This window comes from Clostridioides sp. GD02377, from assembly GCF_045899875.1.
Taxonomy (GTDB): domain Bacteria; phylum Bacillota; class Clostridia; order Peptostreptococcales; family Peptostreptococcaceae; genus Clostridioides; species Clostridioides difficile_A.
Map to the genome: position 1 here is coordinate 66,005 of NZ_JBJODA010000018.1, position 16,757 is coordinate 82,761.

Below are 16,757 nucleotides of genomic sequence, written 5' to 3' on the forward strand. Positions count from 1 at the left end.
GAAAATATGCTAGAATTAGAGAAAATTATAGAATTACTTGAAGAACACAAGATAGAAGTGAGTATTCCAAAGGAGTTACATAAGTATAGTTTGCTGGAATATCTTAAGTTGTGTCAAAAAAGCGGGGGAACCTATTTTTATATTAAGACAATGGAAGGTGCTTTAAAAGATGCTAGAAATGAGCTTATGATTAAATTGTTTAATGGAAAAAATTATATGGAGTTAGCAAGAATGTTCGATATGAGTGTTATTAATGTCAGGTATATTGTAAGAAAAAAATAGAGTTGATTTGGAGAAGGCAATTTTGAGGTGTTCATAAAATATAGGTTAATGTAGTTGGGGTTAAATTGTGATTAATAGATTAAGAATGTGTATAAGTTTAAGGATATAGAGGAATCTAAGTGTGATTAATAACATGATTTTGTGAATAAAGTTGGAGTTATATTTGGGTTAAATGTGTGGCTAACAAGGTAAAACTGTGTATAAGATTGTGAGTATGTAAAGGAATGAATTATAATTAGTAAGGTAAAATGGGATGTATAGTTAAGAATATGCAAGATTTTAAGGTATTAAACTATACTAATAAGGTAAATGTGCGTGTGTAGTTAAAGTTTGTATAAGAGTATGATGTGTGATTAATAAAGAAATATGTGTATAAAATTACGAGCATAGACAGGTCTAAGCTGTGAATAATAGAGTAGGAATGTGTATAAAGTTATAAGTAATAGATAGGTGAGATTGTGAGTAATAGAGTAAAAATGTATGTAAGATTAGAAACTAATAGATAGGTTCGTTATTAATTAAATTTCTTCCATAGATAGAGTACAATTTTAATATTGATATTTTATGTGATTAAGTCACAGATAAAAAGCAAATATATTGATATAATTCTTATAGATTAATAATATAGGGAGGTTATTATGTCTAACAAAAAAAAGAAGTATGCAAATATTTTAGAAAATGAGTGCGTAGCTTGTGGAAGCTGTATAAAAGTATGCCCAAGAGGGGCAATCTCAGTTCCACAGGGTATTAGTGCAAAAATTGATAGAGATTTATGTGTTGGATGTGGTATTTGTGAAAAGACATGTCCAGCATCTGTGATTGAGATTATAACAATATTAAAAGAGGAAGAAGGTAAGTGTCATGAATAATAAAAAACATTGGTATGACTATTTATGGATTTTTTCCTCAATATATTTAATATTAGGATTTGTAAATATTATTTTCGCTTGGATTGGATTAATTTGCTTCTTTGTACCACTAATTATTTCTATTATCAAGGGGAATAAGGCCTATTGTAATAAGTATTGTGGAAGAGGGCAACTGTTTAATCTGCTTGGAAATAAATTAAATCTGTCAAGAAATAAAGATATTCCTAGATTTATTAGAAGTAAGTGGTTTAGATATGGGTTTTTGACGTTTTTTATGGTGATGTTTATTAATATGCTTTTCTCAACTTATTTAGTATTTGAAGGGAGTAGAAGTCTTAAAGAGGTAGTGACTTTGCTATGGACTATAAAAATGCCTTGGCAGTGGGCGTATCATGGAACTTTAGTTTCACCTTGGGTGGTACAGTTTGCTTTTGGTTTTTATAGTGTTATGCTTACATCGACTGTACTTGGATTGATTACAATGGTATTGTTTAAGCCTCGTTCATGGTGTGTTTATTGTCCTATGGGGACTATGACTCAGATGATATGTAAGGCAAAGAGTAAATCTGTATAGAAAGAGGTTTTATGAAGATTTAAATATCAGCGAAAAAGACCTTGAAAATATTGAGGTAGATTTTGAATAATGTAATGAAGATAATAAGTTATATCATTTAGGGAAGATGGTTTAGTCTATGATATTGCAAGTGAAAGAATAAAAAAATGAATAAGAGACTTGGTTGCAAGTAAGTTTGTATGAACTTAGAATTACTTGCAACTAAGCATGTTTATATTTATGTTAAAATGTACAATAATTATTTAAATATATTATTCAGCAATTATTAGAAATTAGGATGGGAAAGTTTCTAGTATATACAACTATTAAGTAGATATAACTAATACCATATAGAAATACTTTTTATATTGAAAGTATTTTAAAATCAATTATTAATTCTTTATGACATTCTAAAAAAGAATCTCTTGTACTTATAATGTCAAAGAACGAAGCTTATCCTTATCCAATATTTTTATCCCACCACGAGATAAAGACACAATACCTTCACTAGCAAAATATTTTAACATTCTAGACACAACTTCTCTGGCACTACCCATATACTTAGCAATTTGCTCATGAGTCATCTTTATAGTAGTACTGTTATCCTTAGCTATTTCATCAATTAAAAAAGATGCCAAACGCTTATCAAAACTCATAAAAAGAATTTGTTGCATTGCCCACATAACATCAGAAAAACGTTCAGTAGCTAATTTATATGAAAATAATTCTACATGGATATTTTCAGTAGACAACTTTGAAAAAACAGAGGAACTAATCTGTATAATATCACAATCCGTTTCAGCATTTACATATACATCAAAAGTTATTGTTTTCAGAATACATGAAGCTGATAAGATACATACATCACCATTATCAAGGCGGAAGAGTGTAACCTCACGACCTTCATCTGAAAGTATGTAAGTACGTATTGTTCCAGTTTTTATGATTAAAACACCAATACAGTCACTATCGCCACAGTGTATGGGATTTCCTTTTTTATAATGGGAGATATCTGCTGAGGCAATTAGTAGCTCTTTTTGTGGGTCAGTGAGTTTATCCCAAAAAGGCAAACTGTGTGTAAGTATATCAATATCATTTTGTGAAATCATGTAAGCGCTCCTTTCTTAAAATCTTATAATCCCATGATACAAGTGAATTAATAAAATAACAAGTAGTTTATTAGTAGGATTGTTTAAGTGGATATTAATAGTATGATTTGTGTAGAAAAAATATGATAATACCTATATTCTTGCCTATTAATGAGTAAATTATATAAAGGGGAGTATTAATATATTTATAGATTGCAGTTATTATATGAAGTGATAAATACATGAATTTAGGTATATCTAGTAAGCAGAAAGAACTATTTGATAGTGTACTTACTGTATAATTCTTTGAGCTTACGAAAGATATACAATAGTTTTATTTATTGAATAAAAATATATATGAAGAATCTACGCGATAACTATTTGATAAAAGGACATATATGAAGAATCTATACAATAGATATTAAAAATAGATTTAAAATTTATATATATTTTAAAAGATAGAGTTTGTTTTTAAAAATTTAAGCTCTTTATGTAGCTTGATTGCCATGAAACCTGCAATTATTGCAGCCACCAAATCAGCTATTGGCTGTGCATATAAAATACCATTTAATCCATAAAATACAGGAAGAATCAAAATTATAGGAATAAAACACACACCCTGTCTACACATACCTAAAAATCCACCTTCCTTTGCTTTTCCTAGTGCAAGTAATAATGTAGAATACACTGTATAAAAACCAAATAACATAAATGAAAGTCCATTTGCTCTAAGTGACTTACTTCCACATTCAATCAATAGCATATCACCACTTGTAAATTGTGAGATTATAACCTTTGGGAAGATTATCATTACAAGACCAAGCACTACACAAAATACTGTAGTCCATAGTATGGATGTTTTTATTGCACTATGCAATCTATCGTAGTTCTTTGAACCAAAATTATAGCCAGCAATTGGTTGAAATCCTTTTATAAAGCCAAATACTATAAGACTACCTAAAGACATTATTCGTGTCACTGCACCCATACCAGCTATAGCAAAATCACCATATTTTGCGGCCTCCATATTAGTTAATGTGATAGCAAGACTAGTTAATAATTGAAATATCAAGGTAGGGATACCAATCTTCAAAATTTCTGACATGACATCTTTTGAAAAACAACATTCATTAATTCTAAAACTAAACATACTTTTCTTGCTGAAAATATATCGTATATAAACAAGTGTTGAAACTATCTGAGAGATAGCTGTTGCAATAGCGGCACCCCTTACCCCCATACCAAAAGTATAAATGAATATAGGGTCTAAAATCATATTAAGCAATGCACCTGATAACATTGCACACATACTTGTTTTAGCAGCTCCTTCACTTGTGACAATATTAGTCATAGTGACATTGAATACATTGAAAATAGAGGATACTATATAAATACTTGCATAAGATACTGCATAAGGCATGATACTTTTTGTAGCTCCTAATAATTTTAAAACAGGATTTAGAAAAATTATAATAACAATAATGACTAATGCACCTACTATAATGCTACTGTAAATAGATGTACTAGCTACTTTACCTGCCTTTTCATTATCACCATGACCTAAAAGTCTTGCGATATATGAAGCAGCTCCATTTCCAAACAATAGACCTAATCCAACAACAAGCTGACCTAATGGAAATGCAACAGATATAGCACCCATCTGACTGGTTCCCAGTCCACCTACAAAGTACCCATCTACTAGATTGTACAATGCAGTTATCATCATACCTATCATAGTAGGTAACCCCATAGCTAATAATGCTTTTGGTATTGGAGCAGACCCCAATAATTCAATTTTCTTGTTACTTTCTTTCATGTTAAACACCCCTTTTCTATTGACATTAACTCTAAATTATAATACTATAAATTATAGTAAGTATGGAAAATAGTACTATAATTTATAGTATTTGTCAATAGAAAGAAAATGAGAGGAGAATTTTTATGGCTACAATAGATTTAATTGTATTAGGTATAGTAAAGCAAGAGCCTCAGAGTGCTTATGATATTCAAAAAGCAGTAGAATATAGAAAAATATCACGTTGGGTTAAAATAAGTACACCATCAATTTATAAAAAGGTAATTCAATTAGAAGAAAAGGGATATATTGAAAGTACATCTGTGAAGAAGGGTAAAATGGCAGAGAAATCAGTTTATTCATTAACTAAATTGGGAGAAGAACATTTTTTAGATTTAATGTTTGATACGGCTTCTAAGCCAATAAACATATTTTTAGATTTTAATGCTGTCATAGTAAATTTAAATAGCCTTACACCAGAAAAACAGAAACTATGCCTTAAAAACATTGAAGAAAATATACAAGAGCTAAAGAAAACTATTGAAGAAAACATAAGTATAAAGACTGATGTACCGGATATAGCAAAAGCAGTGTTGGACCAACAGTTAGTACTAGCTCAGTCACTAGAAACGTGGATAAATTCTTTAAAAGATAGTATGGACAATAATTAGAGAGTTGGATTTAATTTATTGAATAAAATCTAGCATAAAAGAAAGTATGTAAATTAATTAGAAAAACTGGTTTAATCATAGGACAAAAGCTATTCCAAAAAAAATATGGATAATAATTAGAAAATCAGGCTTAATTTATTGAATAAAAATTAGCATAAAAGATAATGAAATATTATTTATATAAAAAGAGTGAGGATTATTTATATTTTATGATGAAGATTTAGTAATATGACACACTGGTGTCTTGTTCTGTGGTATATGATTAATAAATCAAACATAGAAGGAGGAATAGTTATATGCCAGACTTACTAAAAAATAAGTTTAATCACAAGTCACTTTATGAGGTTGCATTGGCTATCCAATCAGTCTATAACCCATTTCAAGTGGATGAGTTTATAAAATCGACAATAGATGAGACGTGGGATAATTTAGAGTTAAAATCTAGATGTAGAAAAATAAGTATGAATTTAGGAAAGTATTTACCATCAAACTACAAGGATGCTATTTCCATTCTTGAACAATCTGTCAGAAGATTTCCTTTTGCATTTTTCCTTCCAGATTTTGTTGAGGTTTATGGACAGAACGATGCAGATTGGGATTTATCTATAAGTGTGTTAGAACGAAATACTGAGTACTGGTCTTCGGAGTTTGCTGTAAGGGTATTTATCATCAAGGATGAAAAGCGTATGATGGAACAGATGTATAGATGGTCTAAACATGAAAATGAACATATTAGAAGACTCGCAAGTGAGGGTTGTCGTCCTCAATTGCCTTGGGCACAAGCAATAACAAGCTTTAAAAAAGACCCCACACCTATTCTACCTATCTTGGAACAGCTCAAGACTGATACATCACTATATGTACGAAAGAGTGTGGCTAATAATCTAAACGATATATCCAAAACACATCCAGATTTAGTTATCAATCTCGCACAGGATTGGTATGGAAAAAATGAACACACTAACTGGATTTTAAAACATGGTTGCAGAACTCTACTAAAAAAGGGTAATCGTGATGTATTAGCCCTTTTTGGGTACGATGATACCACTTCAATAGATGTTCAGGACTTTGCATTAGACACAACACCTATTTCTATTGGAGAAAATTTAATTTTTTCATTTACTATTTTAGCGAAAAAAGCTACGAAAACAAGACTTGAATATGGGATTGATTATGTGAAATCCAATGGAAAAAGGAACAGGAAGATATTTAAAATATCAGAAGTTTCATTAAAAGAAAATGAGAAGAAGTTGTACAAGAAAAAGCATTCATTTGCAGATATAAGTGTAAGGAAACATTACCCAGGGGTACATTCGATTACACTTATTGTTAATGGTGTCGAACAAGGTAAACTGGATTTTGACCTAGGTGTATAATTTTATTTTAGTAAGACATAGCAGTCATTGCAAAAAATTAACAGGAAATTATAAGTGTGTGTTTAATAACTTATAAAAAGATAATCTGAAAACTACTATGGTTTTTATATTAAAAAATTATATAAAGGAATCAGGTATAAGAGAATGATTGAGAGTATACCAGCAAAACAAATTTTACAGAAAGTTAAGTTTGAAAATACAAGATGGTTTGGAATAGATTATAATATGAATCTCTATCGTGGTTGTCCTCATGGGTGTATATACTGTGATAGCCGTAGCACAATATACAACATAGAAAACTTTGACCAAGTTAGATATAAGGAAAATGTGATAGAAATTCTAAGTAAGGAATTGCGTTCAAAAAGAAAAAAAGGGGTGGTAGGTATTGGTGCCATGTCTGATACATATAATCCTTTTGAAAAGGAGCTTTGTATTACTAAGCAAGCATTGAATTTACTTGCAGAAAATCACTTTGGAGTGTCTATTGATACCAAAAGTAGCTTGGTAGTTAGAGATATACCGATTTTACAGAAAATCAAAACAAATAACTCTGCTATTGTAAAGCTAACTATAACCACTGCAAATGATGAATTATCAAAGAAAATAGAACCCAATGTAAATCCAAGTTCTGAGCGATTTGAAGCAGTAAAAGAACTTAATGATGCTGGAATTTTCTGTGGTATATTATTGACTCCTATGTTACCATTTTTGACTGATAATAAAGATGAAATACGAGCAATTGTAGAAAAAGCACATAAGGCTAATGCAAAATTTATTTATTGTATGTATGGAGTGACAATGCGTAGTGGTCAGAGAGAGTTTTTTTATAAGCATTTAAAAAATATATCTCCAGAACTAGTGCTTAAATATCAAAGGTTATATGGTTTAAACTATTTATGTAGTATTCCTAATAAAGATTATTGTGAGAAGTTATTCAAAGAAGAATGTAGACGTTATGGTATTTTGACAGATATGAAAGATATTGTAAAAGCTTACAAGAGGTCAGAATCATATACTCAAATGAAATTTTTCTAAGATGAGTTCTAGATATGATATTATAGAAGCATATTAAAATAAAATCTACATAAAACGAGGTGAAGAACTTATGATAGAAATAAAAACTATAAAAGAAAACAAAAAAAGTCAAATTGACCTTTTAATGTTAGCTGACCCATATGAGGAAATGATTGATAAATATCTTGAAAAAGGTACTATGTATGCTTTGTATGATAATGAAGAGATTACTTGTATAGCAGTTGTAAATGAGGTTTCTAAAGAAATCTGTGAGCTAAAAAATATTGCCACATATGAGTGTTTTCAGAATAAGGGCTATGCATCAAAGATGATAAATCATATTTTAGATGTGTATAGTAAAAAATATTCATCAATAATCGTTGGTACAGCTGAAAGTGGGATACCATTTTATGAGAGATTTGGCTTTGTTTATTCACATAAAATCAAAAACTTTTTTGTAGATAATTATCCAGAGCCAATCTTTGAAGGGGAATTACAGTGTGTTGATATGTTGTATTTATCATATAGATTTTAGATAAACAGTATTTTTAGATAGTTATAATGGTTTTATGATGTAAGTGTATTGGTTTTAATTTAGTTTAATTTAAGTATGTAGAAGGTTAGAGGCTATTTTGTAGATTTGTATATTAGTCTTGATTAGATAGTAAAAGAAGGCATTGTGATAGATGTGAGTATTTATCATGATACTTTCTTTTTTTGTGGAGATTTAAAGTTGTAGAGTGGAGATTTAAAGTTGTAGATAAGGTAAATAAATTTTCTAAAAAAGGTCAAATTGACATTAAAAATATAAATATGTCATTTTAATATAAAACTAAAATAAAGTTAAAATAAAACAAAGATAAAACTAGAACAAGACTAAAACAAAACAAAGATAAAACTAAAATAAAGCTAGAATAAAACTAGCATTAAAACATATTGGAATTAAATAATGAATGAATATCATTCATTGACATGCAAAATACCTTGTGCTATACTATGGGCAAGAAGAAGGGGGATTGAATATGAAAGATATAAAATCAAAATCAAAACAGGCATTTAATAATCAAGCAAATACTTATGACCAAGATATAAAAGGACAACATGCTAGAAATCTCTATCCAGTATTGATTGAAGAACTTTCAAAAATTTCATATGACACTATTTTAGATTTAGGGTGTGGAACAGGAGCCGTATTACAAGCTATTTTAAATGAGGACTGTAAAAAGAAGGCATATGGAATTGATATTTCTGAAAACATGTTGAAAGTGGCAAGAGGTAAGTTAAAGGAAAGTGCTACTTTAGTTTTAGGAGATTCTGAGTATCTTCCTTTTGAAAATGATTTTTTTGATGTTGTGTACTGTAATGATTCTTTTCATCATTATCCTAGACCAGATAGAGTATTATCAGAACTAAGTAGAGTACTGAAATCAAAAGGGAATTTAATAATTTGTGATTGTTGGCAACCATTTTTGTTTAGAGATATAATGAATGTCTTTATGAAATACAGTAAAAATGGAGATGTAAAAATGTACTCAGAGAAAGAAATCTGTGGATTGTTATCTGTAGATTTTAATGATATTGTGTGGAAGAATGTAAATAATACTTCATATATTGTAACAGCTAAAAATAAAAAGCAATAATGTAATTAATATAGAGAGGGATAGATATATAGATGAGTATACATATCAGAGAAATAGAAATAGGGATGAGGTAAATAGTAGAGAAATATATATAGATAGGTGTAGAGAAGTGGGAGATAGTAGAGATATAATAAATTAAATGAGGAATATTTTTTTAAATAGTAAATGAATGATATTCATTCATAAGAAGAAACTATACATATCTCTTTATTAAAATATATATTCTGCTAATTAACTTATATATAGATTAATTTAATAAAATTCATAAGGAACATAATTAATTTAAATAATTTACAAATAGTAGATTATAATTGTTTATAAAATGAGCGAAGTATCTCAATTAAAATTGAATAGAAACTTCGCTCTTATATATGATTAATATAATTTATCTTTCCATAAATAATTTGATGTCATCATCAACTTGACCAATACCTGATATACCAAAATTATCAACTAAAATATTTGCAACATTAGGTGATAAAAATCCTGGTAATGTTGGTCCAAGATGGATGTTTTTAACTCCTAAGTAAAGTAGTGCAAGCAATACAATTACTGCTTTTTGTTCATACCAAGCAATATTAAATGCAATTGGAAGTTCATTAACATCTTCAAGTCCAAATATTTCTTTAAGTTTTAAAGCTATTACAACAAGAGAATATGAGTCATTACATTGACCTGCATCAAGTACTCTTGGTATACCACCAATATCTCCAAGATTAAGTTTATTGTAACGATATTTTGCACAACCTGCAGTAAGAATAACTGTATCTTTTGGAAGTTTCTCAGCAAATTCAGTATAATATTCACGAGACTTCATTCTACCATCGCATCCAGCCATAACAAAGAATTTTTTTATTGCACCTGATTTTACTGCATCAACAACTTTATCTGCCAATTCAAATACTTGATTATGTGCGAATCCACCAATAATATTACCAGTTTCAATTTCTACTGGTGGTTTGCATTTTTTTGCCATCTCAATTATTGATGAAAAATCTTTTTTACCATTTTTATCAGCTTTAATATGTGTACAACCAGGATATCCTGTTGCGCCTGATGTAAATATTCTTTCTTTTACTTCTTCACTTCTTGGTGGTACAATACAATTTGTAGTGAACAATATTGGACCATTGAATGTTTCAAATTCTGTAACTTGTTTCCACCAAGCTCCACCATAATTTCCTACAAAATTATCATATTTCTTAAATTTAGGATAATAATGAGCTGGTAACATTTCACTATGAGTATATACATCAACACCTGTGCCTTTTGTTTGCTCTAATAATTGTTCTAGGTCTGTAAGGTCATGTCCTGATATTAATATTGCAGGATTGTTTCTTACTCCAATATCAACAGTTGTTATCTCTGGATTTCCATATCTTGAAGTATTAGCTTCATCTAAAAGAGCCATCGCTTTTACCCCAAATTCACCTGTCTTAAGTGTTAATGCAACAAGAGCATCTGTTGTTAAGGAATCATCAATAGTGCCAGCAAGAGCTTCATATATAAATTCATATATACTAAAATCTTCTCTACCAATATTTAGAGCATGATGAGCATATGCAGCCATTCCCTTAATTCCATAAGTTATCAGCTCTCTAAGAGAACGAATATCTTCATTTTCAGTTGAAAGAATACCCACTTTTGATGCCTGTTCTAACATTGAAACCCTATCATTTATTTCAAAGTTTATTTTATTATCTAATATAATATCAGATACTTGTTTATTTAATTCAGTTCTTAAATCAATCATTTTGTAAATCTGTTTTTCAATTGCATTATCATCAAAATTAGCATTTGTGATAGTAATAAAAAGACTTTTTATTACTTGGTGGTTTATTTCATTTATAGAGTTTACGTCTATTTTTCCTTTAACTACTATTTCAGAGATGTTTTTTGTAACATAAACGAGTAAATCTTGCAATTTTGCAACTTCCTCACTTTTACCACATACACCTCTTATTTCACAACCTGTACCTTTAGCTGTTTCTTGACATTGATAACAAAACATACTCATATATTTTCCTCCTAATTATTTTATAATTGTTTTAAATTTTTAAAAAATAATGCACTATCATTACTACGATACTGGAACCTTTATAACAATTAATTCTAATACATCATCGTGTAAATTTTTCACATCTATTTTTGTATTAATTGGAATTTTTAAAAGAATACCAGCATTATATTGATGAATCTCTTGTTTTCCTAAACATATAGAAAGTGTTCCTCTTACAACTGTAATATAAGTATTTGCATTAGATAGATATTTTGCCAACTTATCACCTTTATTAAGAACTATTTGAAGGTAACTAAAATCTTCATGAGAAATAACCTTTTTTACAATTCTTTCATTGTTAGGAACAGATAACTTAAATATTTGTTCAACCATAATGAGTACCTCCTAAAATAAGTTCATAATATCTTGCTAAAATAAGTTAATAATATCTTATTAAATTTGAAGTTGTAACTATAGTGTTATTATAATATGGATAACTATATTTAGTATGTTGCAATTGCAACAATATGGAAATTTTCTTAAAATATCTTTTTAGATTTTGTATGACAATGATGAATTATTTATTTTATCACACTATTTTTATATAAAATCATTTATGGGTTTATTCTAATGGTGTATTTAAGTATATAGTTAAATTTTTTATGTATATTGTTTATACTAAAAAGCTATATTACTATCTATTTGATTCATATTACCTGACAATAATTTAGTATAATAAGTTATGTTTTTTAATTTATGTCTATATTAATTTAAATAATATACTATTCTCTTTATGAATATGGATGAATAAATCTTTTTCTAAATTATCCAATTTGTCATATACTAATTTGTAAGTAGTGCATCCCCAATTAGGGATATTATATCCATTGGTTTCCCTATATAGAGACTGTAATATTTCGCCTGCTACTGTGTGTTCATATTCGATTACACCTATCATTTTCATTATTTCATCCCTTAAGTACACTGAAGGTTCTTCTAAATATTCTTTAATCATGGGAAATAACTCTTCTTCTTCTTTTATTAAATGTCCTTCTAATTCAGCTTTAAGGTTACAAAATAATTTATAGACAGATTTTAATTCTGTACTACTGTGTTGATAATGTACACTAAAAACTTTAAGCAACAATTGGTCAATTTCATCAAGTTCTTTAAAGGTAAAATGGTGATGTTGTTTGATTATATTGTCAATTAATTTTAATGGATTTTCATTTTTCCAATCTATGTATGTCTCTTTTGAATTTAAAAATTCTTTGTATTTGTTATTCAAATTTTCTAGAAACTCAAAAACATTAATTCCTTTTTCCTTCAATACTTTTTCAAGATATTGGTCACCATGACAACAATAATCTATTTTTAGATTGTTGAATATCCTTGCAGATTCTGGATATTGTGTTACTATGTCACCTATTCTTTGTTCTTTAGTTAAAATCTTCATGTAAGTCTTACCTCCTTTTTATTTATAGGAAACTTTGTGCATTATTTTTTAGTGGATATAAAATGTTTATTGTTATAATCTATCATAGATACTGTAAATATTATGTAACCTGAATTACAAATTGAAGTTTTAGATACAAATAACTAATATAATGCTTTTCATAATAATTTAAATTTGTAACTTTGGATACCGAATGTAAAAAAAGATAATAATATAATAAATTTAGAAAATACAAATTATGTTTGGAGGTAAATAAAAATGAAAATTTCAAAACAAATGGTTATAGGAGAATTAATTAGAGAATATCCTAATAGCATAGATATTCTAGCAGGTTTCGGATTTGGGTGTGTAGGATGCCCTTCTGCACAAGCAGAAACAATAGAAGAGGCTTGTAAAGTACATGATATAGATGTAGATAAAGTTATTAAATCATTAAATGAAAATCTTATTTAAGGAGTTATAAATATGAGTGCTTTTTTAGGAAAAATTCATTTTTGGTTATACAATAAAATTCAATTGCATGAAAAACTCTTAAAAGAAATTCTAAGTCTAGCAGAAAAAAAGGGGTTTGATTGTAATTTGCTTGTAGAAGAGTCTTACTTGAAATTTGGACATCCTATAGTGGGTTCTCTAGAAAATGAAATAGATAATTCAAATATTCATGGATGGCTTCAAGAAAGGATAATAAGTGTTGAAAAACGTTTGGCATATATTATTACTAAATTATTACATCAAAATGTTATTAACATGGATGAGATATCAGAAATATTCTATAAAAATGCAGTAACTTTAGCTGAAGATGTTGATATAGAAGGATATTCACCACAAGAAATTTTCAAATTGATATTTGACTACATGCTTGAAGGTATGCCATGTGATAGAATAAATGAAGTGATTGAAAGTGATGATAATTTAGTCAAATGGAGAAGTTCGATTGACATTCATGAAGAATATTGGAAGGCTGTAGATGGTGATATAAACAACTTCCACCTTCTTAGAGATGCATGGATTAATGGGTTGTTAAGTAAAAAAGATGTAAATTATGTTTATGTTAGAAATAAAAATCTAAGTATAATAAAGAGGGTGTAAATACATTGGATGCAATCACATTAATGATTGAAGAACATAAAAACATAGAAAGAATGTTAAAAGTTATAAGACGCATATGTTTAAATATTTTAGATGGAAACAATGTTGATTACAATGATTTCTACAAAATTATTGATTTTGTAAAACATTATGCAGATAAACACCATCATGAAAAGGAAGAAAAATTTTTGTTTACAAGAATGGTTGATGAAATTGGTGGTCCAGCTGAAAAACTAGTTAAATTTGGTATGCTTGTTGAACATGACCTTGGAAGATTATATATAAAAGAACTTGATGAATCACTTAAAAAATTTTTAGATGGAAATAAGGATGCAAGACTCGATATATTAGCCAATTCTATGTCATATGCAAATTTATTATCAAGACACATAGATAGAGAAAATAATGTTGCATATTCATTTGCAAGAAGGGAACTCTGTGAAGAAACTTTATGCAAAATCAACTCTGAATGTGAAACTTTTGAAAAGGATATGGAAAATGTTGGACTTCAAAATAAATATATTCAGATGTTAGAATTACTTGAACATAAATATATGTAAACTTACAAGAAAGAGGCTATCTCAAAATAGAGATAAGCCTCTTTTTCATTGAACAAAACTAAAACAAGTTTATTATCAAATATAATTAAAATTATCCAATTAATAAGACTTGTATATCTGAAATATTATCCAATTAAATGATTTTATATTTATTAGAAAAGGATATCTTTTTTTAAAGCTTCCATATTTTTTATTTTAAACGTTGATAGATGGAAATCAATTGTTCCTTCATCTCTCATTCGGCATATTTCTCTTGATAGAGAAGGTCTAGATATATTTAAAAAATCAGCAAGTTCGTTACGATTTAATGCTAAGTCTATGTTATTGTTTTTTTTGTAACTATATTGCTCTAGTATGTATGTTGCAATTTTACTACGCACACTCTTTATTGACAAATATTCAATTCTTTTATTCAGTACAAGTGTCTTGTTTGATAGTATTTTTATAAAATTTTCTAACATTTTTGTGTGACAAGAACATGATTTTGTACATCTAGGTATTACATTAAAACCTTCAAAAAATAAAATTGTACAATTTTTTTGTGATTTGACAGTGACAGGCCATAAATCAAGAGCAGAAAATATAAATGTTCCTCCAAATATGTCACCCGATTTGATTATAGATATGATTGCACTGTTTCCCTCAATACTTTCCTTTAGAACAATTACTTCACCTTCTACAACCAAGCCAATTTTACTAATTTTATCTCCAAGATTTATAATATGTTCATCTTTTTTGTATTTATGAATACTTGGATTTAAACATTTTAAAACATTCACAATATCAACTTCATTCATATCTTTAAATAATTCCGATTTTTTAATTAAATCAATATACAAGTTAATCATATTGTTATTTTCTCCTTTGTATCTGTGGTTACGCAATCACTATAATAAATATAGTATAATTGATAAAGAATAACAAGTAGTTTATAAAAATTATTTTTTGTAGAAATAATATATTTTAAATAAATATACAATACTTTAAAATGTAAAATAAAGTAAATATTTATTTGATAATGTAATTTAATAAATATTAAGTATAATTATATTGATTATTTTGTGTTTAACAATAAAATTTAAATTAATCAATAGAGTGGGATTCTATATGATACATATATTTGTATTATAAGTAATTATAAAAATTAAGTTGAAGATAAAGTTAAAAGATGAAAAGATTATTTAAAAACACTTGAATTAACAGAAAAATGATAATATTTAATTTATTGTGGCAAATAGAGGTGTCACAGGAACTAACAATTGTCAGAAACAAAAAAACTGGTTAAAAGAGCATTAAACAATTTTATAAAAAGATTAATAATTAACACATAATATACATAACTATTTACAATAATAATTAAACTTTTTTATATTTATTAATGTAATTGACTTTTAATGAATGTTAAATACCTAAAGTTGTTAGTTAATTGTATATTAGATATTTTATATCTACTTAATATTTTTTATTTATGGGGGGATAAATTATGTTTAAAGATATGATGGACGAATGTGTTCATACAATGACAGCCTATATTTTTAGTTTGGAAGAATATGATTTATTTATAGAAACTCAAGTTGAGGATTTTATTACAAAGTATGGAGAGGATGTTGTTGAGTCTTGTATGCATAATATAATGATTTTGCTATGTAAACTTAATTTAAATTAAACAAGTTATGTATATTTTGTAGACTTTTTTATAATATACCTATTAATCAATATTTAGATATATTTATATTTTTTAAAAATATGTATAATCAAATAGTATAAATATATTGAAAAGGAGTTGTATTATATATGAAGTTTTATACTATACAGACTTTAAAATTTTGGAATAATAATAAGAATAATAAATATCTATTAAATAATTATTCTCTTATAGTAGAAGGTTTTGATATTCCATATAGATGGATGTATGCTCAAATGATAAATAGAATACCTAAATTTGATGATAGTATGATATGGGTTTGGTTGAATAGACCTGATTTAAGATGTAGTGGATACTTAGAAAAAGGTACAAAAGGTGTCTTACTTGAAATAGAAATAAGCAGAGATAATGTACTGTTATCGGATTTTGACCTATGGCATTTACCTTTGATGGATATTGCTGTAGAGATTTATGAAGATGAACAGATTGAAAAAGAGATAAGTTGGCAAAGAATATTTGACTTGGAATTATGTTCAAAATTCAATGAAGTGAATATAGAAGACTTGACTCTTCAAGGAGTAACATCCAAAGTTTCTCTATCCAAAGTCAAATTAATGAAAGAATTTGTTGCAAAATGATATTTATATTGATATTTCCATTGAAATTTATTCCATAAAGTTATATATTTATAACAAGAGGTGTTATAAATACATAACTTTT

General features: G+C 27.7%; 19 protein-coding genes. 13 read left to right on the forward strand and 6 right to left on the reverse strand.

Annotated elements, in window-relative coordinates; genetic code table 11:
- Positions 1–6: 6 nt before the first annotated feature.
- The 3 genes from Q3304_RS15735 (at position 7) to Q3304_RS15745 (ending at position 1,725) form a co-directional block, all read left to right on the forward strand.
- Entirely contained in the window at positions 7–282 is a 276-nt protein-coding gene (locus tag Q3304_RS15735; RefSeq protein WP_167640313.1) for a Mor transcription activator family protein, read from the forward strand.
- Between the two features lie 638 nt (positions 283–920).
- Entirely contained in the window at positions 921–1,151 is a 231-nt protein-coding gene (locus tag Q3304_RS15740) for an ATP-binding protein (protein ID WP_054269148.1), read from the forward strand.
- Positions 1,144–1,725, forward strand: coding sequence for a 4Fe-4S binding protein (locus Q3304_RS15745; protein WP_054269149.1), 582 nt, complete (start codon positions 1,144–1,146; stop codon positions 1,723–1,725). The genes Q3304_RS15740 and Q3304_RS15745 overlap by 8 nt, the downstream gene beginning before the upstream one ends.
- 410 nt (positions 1,726–2,135) lie before the next feature.
- Here the strand turns inward: Q3304_RS15745 and Q3304_RS15750 are convergent, their stop codons facing one another.
- Both Q3304_RS15750 and Q3304_RS15755 read right to left on the reverse strand, forming a co-directional pair.
- Positions 2,136–2,813, reverse strand: coding sequence for a Crp/Fnr family transcriptional regulator (locus tag Q3304_RS15750; RefSeq protein ID WP_407814145.1), 678 nt, complete (start codon positions 2,811–2,813; stop codon positions 2,136–2,138).
- Positions 2,814–3,243: 430 nt separating this feature from the next.
- A complete protein-coding gene (locus Q3304_RS15755) occupies positions 3,244–4,608 on the reverse strand; it encodes an MATE family efflux transporter (protein ID WP_243194022.1) in 1,365 nt (454 codons plus the stop codon).
- 125 nt (positions 4,609–4,733) lie between these two features.
- Here Q3304_RS15755 and Q3304_RS15760 point away from each other — a divergent pair, with 125 nt between their 5' ends.
- The 5 genes from Q3304_RS15760 to Q3304_RS15780 all read left to right on the forward strand — a co-directional run bounded on the left by Q3304_RS15760 (position 4,734) and on the right by Q3304_RS15780 (position 9,288).
- A complete protein-coding gene (locus tag Q3304_RS15760; protein ID WP_407814146.1) occupies positions 4,734–5,258 on the forward strand; it encodes a PadR family transcriptional regulator in 525 nt (174 codons plus the stop codon).
- A gap of 296 nt (positions 5,259–5,554) precedes the next feature.
- Entirely contained in the window at positions 5,555–6,634 is a 1,080-nt protein-coding gene (locus Q3304_RS15765; protein WP_407814147.1) for a DNA alkylation repair protein, read from the forward strand.
- A 144-nt stretch (positions 6,635–6,778) separates the two neighbouring features.
- Positions 6,779–7,669 carry a radical SAM protein gene (locus tag Q3304_RS15770; protein WP_407814148.1) on the forward strand — a complete coding sequence of 297 codons (891 nt, stop codon included), beginning with the start codon at positions 6,779–6,781 and terminating at the stop codon, positions 7,667–7,669.
- Positions 7,670–7,739: 70 nt separating this feature from the next.
- The gene (locus Q3304_RS15775; RefSeq protein WP_407814149.1) at positions 7,740–8,183 is read left to right on the forward strand and encodes a GNAT family N-acetyltransferase; all 444 of its coding nucleotides are present in this window, start codon (positions 7,740–7,742) and stop codon (positions 8,181–8,183) included.
- A 487-nt stretch (positions 8,184–8,670) separates the two neighbouring features.
- A complete protein-coding gene (locus tag Q3304_RS15780; RefSeq protein WP_407814150.1) occupies positions 8,671–9,288 on the forward strand; it encodes a class I SAM-dependent methyltransferase in 618 nt (205 codons plus the stop codon).
- A gap of 385 nt (positions 9,289–9,673) precedes the next feature.
- On the opposite strand, the gene hcp is transcribed toward Q3304_RS15780, so the two are convergent.
- The 3 genes from hcp to ric all read right to left on the reverse strand — a co-directional run bounded on the left by hcp (position 9,674) and on the right by ric (position 12,743).
- On the reverse strand, positions 9,674–11,305 hold the full coding sequence (gene hcp / locus Q3304_RS15785; RefSeq protein WP_407814151.1) for a hydroxylamine reductase: 1,632 nt from the start codon (positions 11,303–11,305) through the stop codon (positions 9,674–9,676).
- 63 nt (positions 11,306–11,368) lie between these two features.
- Positions 11,369–11,680 carry a cupin domain-containing protein gene (locus Q3304_RS15790; protein WP_407814152.1) on the reverse strand — a complete coding sequence of 104 codons (312 nt, stop codon included), beginning with the start codon at positions 11,678–11,680 and terminating at the stop codon, positions 11,369–11,371.
- A 367-nt stretch (positions 11,681–12,047) separates the two neighbouring features.
- A complete protein-coding gene (gene ric / locus Q3304_RS15795; RefSeq protein ID WP_223152710.1) occupies positions 12,048–12,743 on the reverse strand; it encodes an iron-sulfur cluster repair di-iron protein in 696 nt (231 codons plus the stop codon).
- A gap of 258 nt (positions 12,744–13,001) precedes the next feature.
- Between ric and Q3304_RS15800 the strand changes: the two genes are divergently transcribed.
- Genes Q3304_RS15800 through Q3304_RS15810 form a run of 3 tightly spaced genes read left to right on the forward strand, consistent with a single transcriptional unit; the run spans position 13,002 to position 14,392 of the window.
- The gene (locus tag Q3304_RS15800; RefSeq protein WP_054269160.1) at positions 13,002–13,196 is read left to right on the forward strand and encodes a DUF1858 domain-containing protein; all 195 of its coding nucleotides are present in this window, start codon (positions 13,002–13,004) and stop codon (positions 13,194–13,196) included.
- Positions 13,197–13,208: 12 nt separating this feature from the next.
- Positions 13,209–13,832 (forward strand): hypothetical protein, encoded by a 624-nt coding sequence (locus tag Q3304_RS15805; protein WP_054269161.1) that lies wholly within the window; start codon positions 13,209–13,211, stop codon positions 13,830–13,832.
- 5 nt (positions 13,833–13,837) lie between these two features.
- Positions 13,838–14,392, forward strand: coding sequence for a hemerythrin domain-containing protein (locus Q3304_RS15810; protein ID WP_167641062.1), 555 nt, complete (start codon positions 13,838–13,840; stop codon positions 14,390–14,392).
- 152 nt (positions 14,393–14,544) lie between these two features.
- Here the strand turns inward: Q3304_RS15810 and Q3304_RS15815 are convergent, their stop codons facing one another.
- Positions 14,545–15,240, reverse strand: coding sequence for a Crp/Fnr family transcriptional regulator (locus tag Q3304_RS15815; protein WP_407814153.1), 696 nt, complete (start codon positions 15,238–15,240; stop codon positions 14,545–14,547).
- A gap of 635 nt (positions 15,241–15,875) precedes the next feature.
- Here Q3304_RS15815 and Q3304_RS15820 point away from each other — a divergent pair.
- Positions 15,876–16,058: a hypothetical protein gene (locus tag Q3304_RS15820; RefSeq protein WP_167641063.1), complete on the forward strand. Its 183-nt coding sequence runs from the start codon at positions 15,876–15,878 to the stop codon at positions 16,056–16,058.
- Positions 16,059–16,186: 128 nt separating this feature from the next.
- Positions 16,187–16,675 carry a DUF3841 domain-containing protein gene (locus tag Q3304_RS15825; RefSeq protein ID WP_407814154.1) on the forward strand — a complete coding sequence of 163 codons (489 nt, stop codon included), beginning with the start codon at positions 16,187–16,189 and terminating at the stop codon, positions 16,673–16,675.
- The last annotated feature ends 82 nt before the right edge of the window (positions 16,676–16,757 follow it).

Bases quoted from the DNA above. Each gene is read 5' to 3' on its own strand.
- Q3304_RS15735 (WP_167640313.1), top strand. From the start codon at position 7: ATGCTAGAATTAGAGAAAATTATAGAATTACTTGAAGAACACAAGATA.
- Q3304_RS15740 (WP_054269148.1), top strand. From the start codon at position 921: ATGTCTAACAAAAAAAAGAAGTATGCAAATATTTTAGAAAATGAGTGC.
- Q3304_RS15745 (WP_054269149.1), top strand. From the start codon at position 1,144: ATGAATAATAAAAAACATTGGTATGACTATTTATGGATTTTTTCCTCA.
- Q3304_RS15750 (WP_407814145.1), bottom strand. From the start codon at position 2,813: ATGATTTCACAAAATGATATTGATATACTTACACACAGTTTGCCTTTT.
- Q3304_RS15755 (WP_243194022.1), bottom strand. From the start codon at position 4,608: ATGAAAGAAAGTAACAAGAAAATTGAATTATTGGGGTCTGCTCCAATA.
- Q3304_RS15760 (WP_407814146.1), top strand. From the start codon at position 4,734: ATGGCTACAATAGATTTAATTGTATTAGGTATAGTAAAGCAAGAGCCT.
- Q3304_RS15765 (WP_407814147.1), top strand. From the start codon at position 5,555: ATGCCAGACTTACTAAAAAATAAGTTTAATCACAAGTCACTTTATGAG.
- Q3304_RS15770 (WP_407814148.1), top strand. From the start codon at position 6,779: ATGATTGAGAGTATACCAGCAAAACAAATTTTACAGAAAGTTAAGTTT.
- Q3304_RS15775 (WP_407814149.1), top strand. From the start codon at position 7,740: ATGATAGAAATAAAAACTATAAAAGAAAACAAAAAAAGTCAAATTGAC.
- Q3304_RS15780 (WP_407814150.1), top strand. From the start codon at position 8,671: ATGAAAGATATAAAATCAAAATCAAAACAGGCATTTAATAATCAAGCA.
- hcp (WP_407814151.1), bottom strand. From the start codon at position 11,305: ATGAGTATGTTTTGTTATCAATGTCAAGAAACAGCTAAAGGTACAGGT.
- Q3304_RS15790 (WP_407814152.1), bottom strand. From the start codon at position 11,680: ATGGTTGAACAAATATTTAAGTTATCTGTTCCTAACAATGAAAGAATT.
- ric (WP_223152710.1), bottom strand. From the start codon at position 12,743: ATGAAGATTTTAACTAAAGAACAAAGAATAGGTGACATAGTAACACAA.
- Q3304_RS15800 (WP_054269160.1), top strand. From the start codon at position 13,002: ATGAAAATTTCAAAACAAATGGTTATAGGAGAATTAATTAGAGAATAT.
- Q3304_RS15805 (WP_054269161.1), top strand. From the start codon at position 13,209: ATGAGTGCTTTTTTAGGAAAAATTCATTTTTGGTTATACAATAAAATT.
- Q3304_RS15815 (WP_407814153.1), bottom strand. From the start codon at position 15,240: ATGATTAACTTGTATATTGATTTAATTAAAAAATCGGAATTATTTAAA.
- Q3304_RS15820 (WP_167641063.1), top strand. From the start codon at position 15,876: ATGTTTAAAGATATGATGGACGAATGTGTTCATACAATGACAGCCTAT.
- Q3304_RS15825 (WP_407814154.1), top strand. From the start codon at position 16,187: ATGAAGTTTTATACTATACAGACTTTAAAATTTTGGAATAATAATAAG.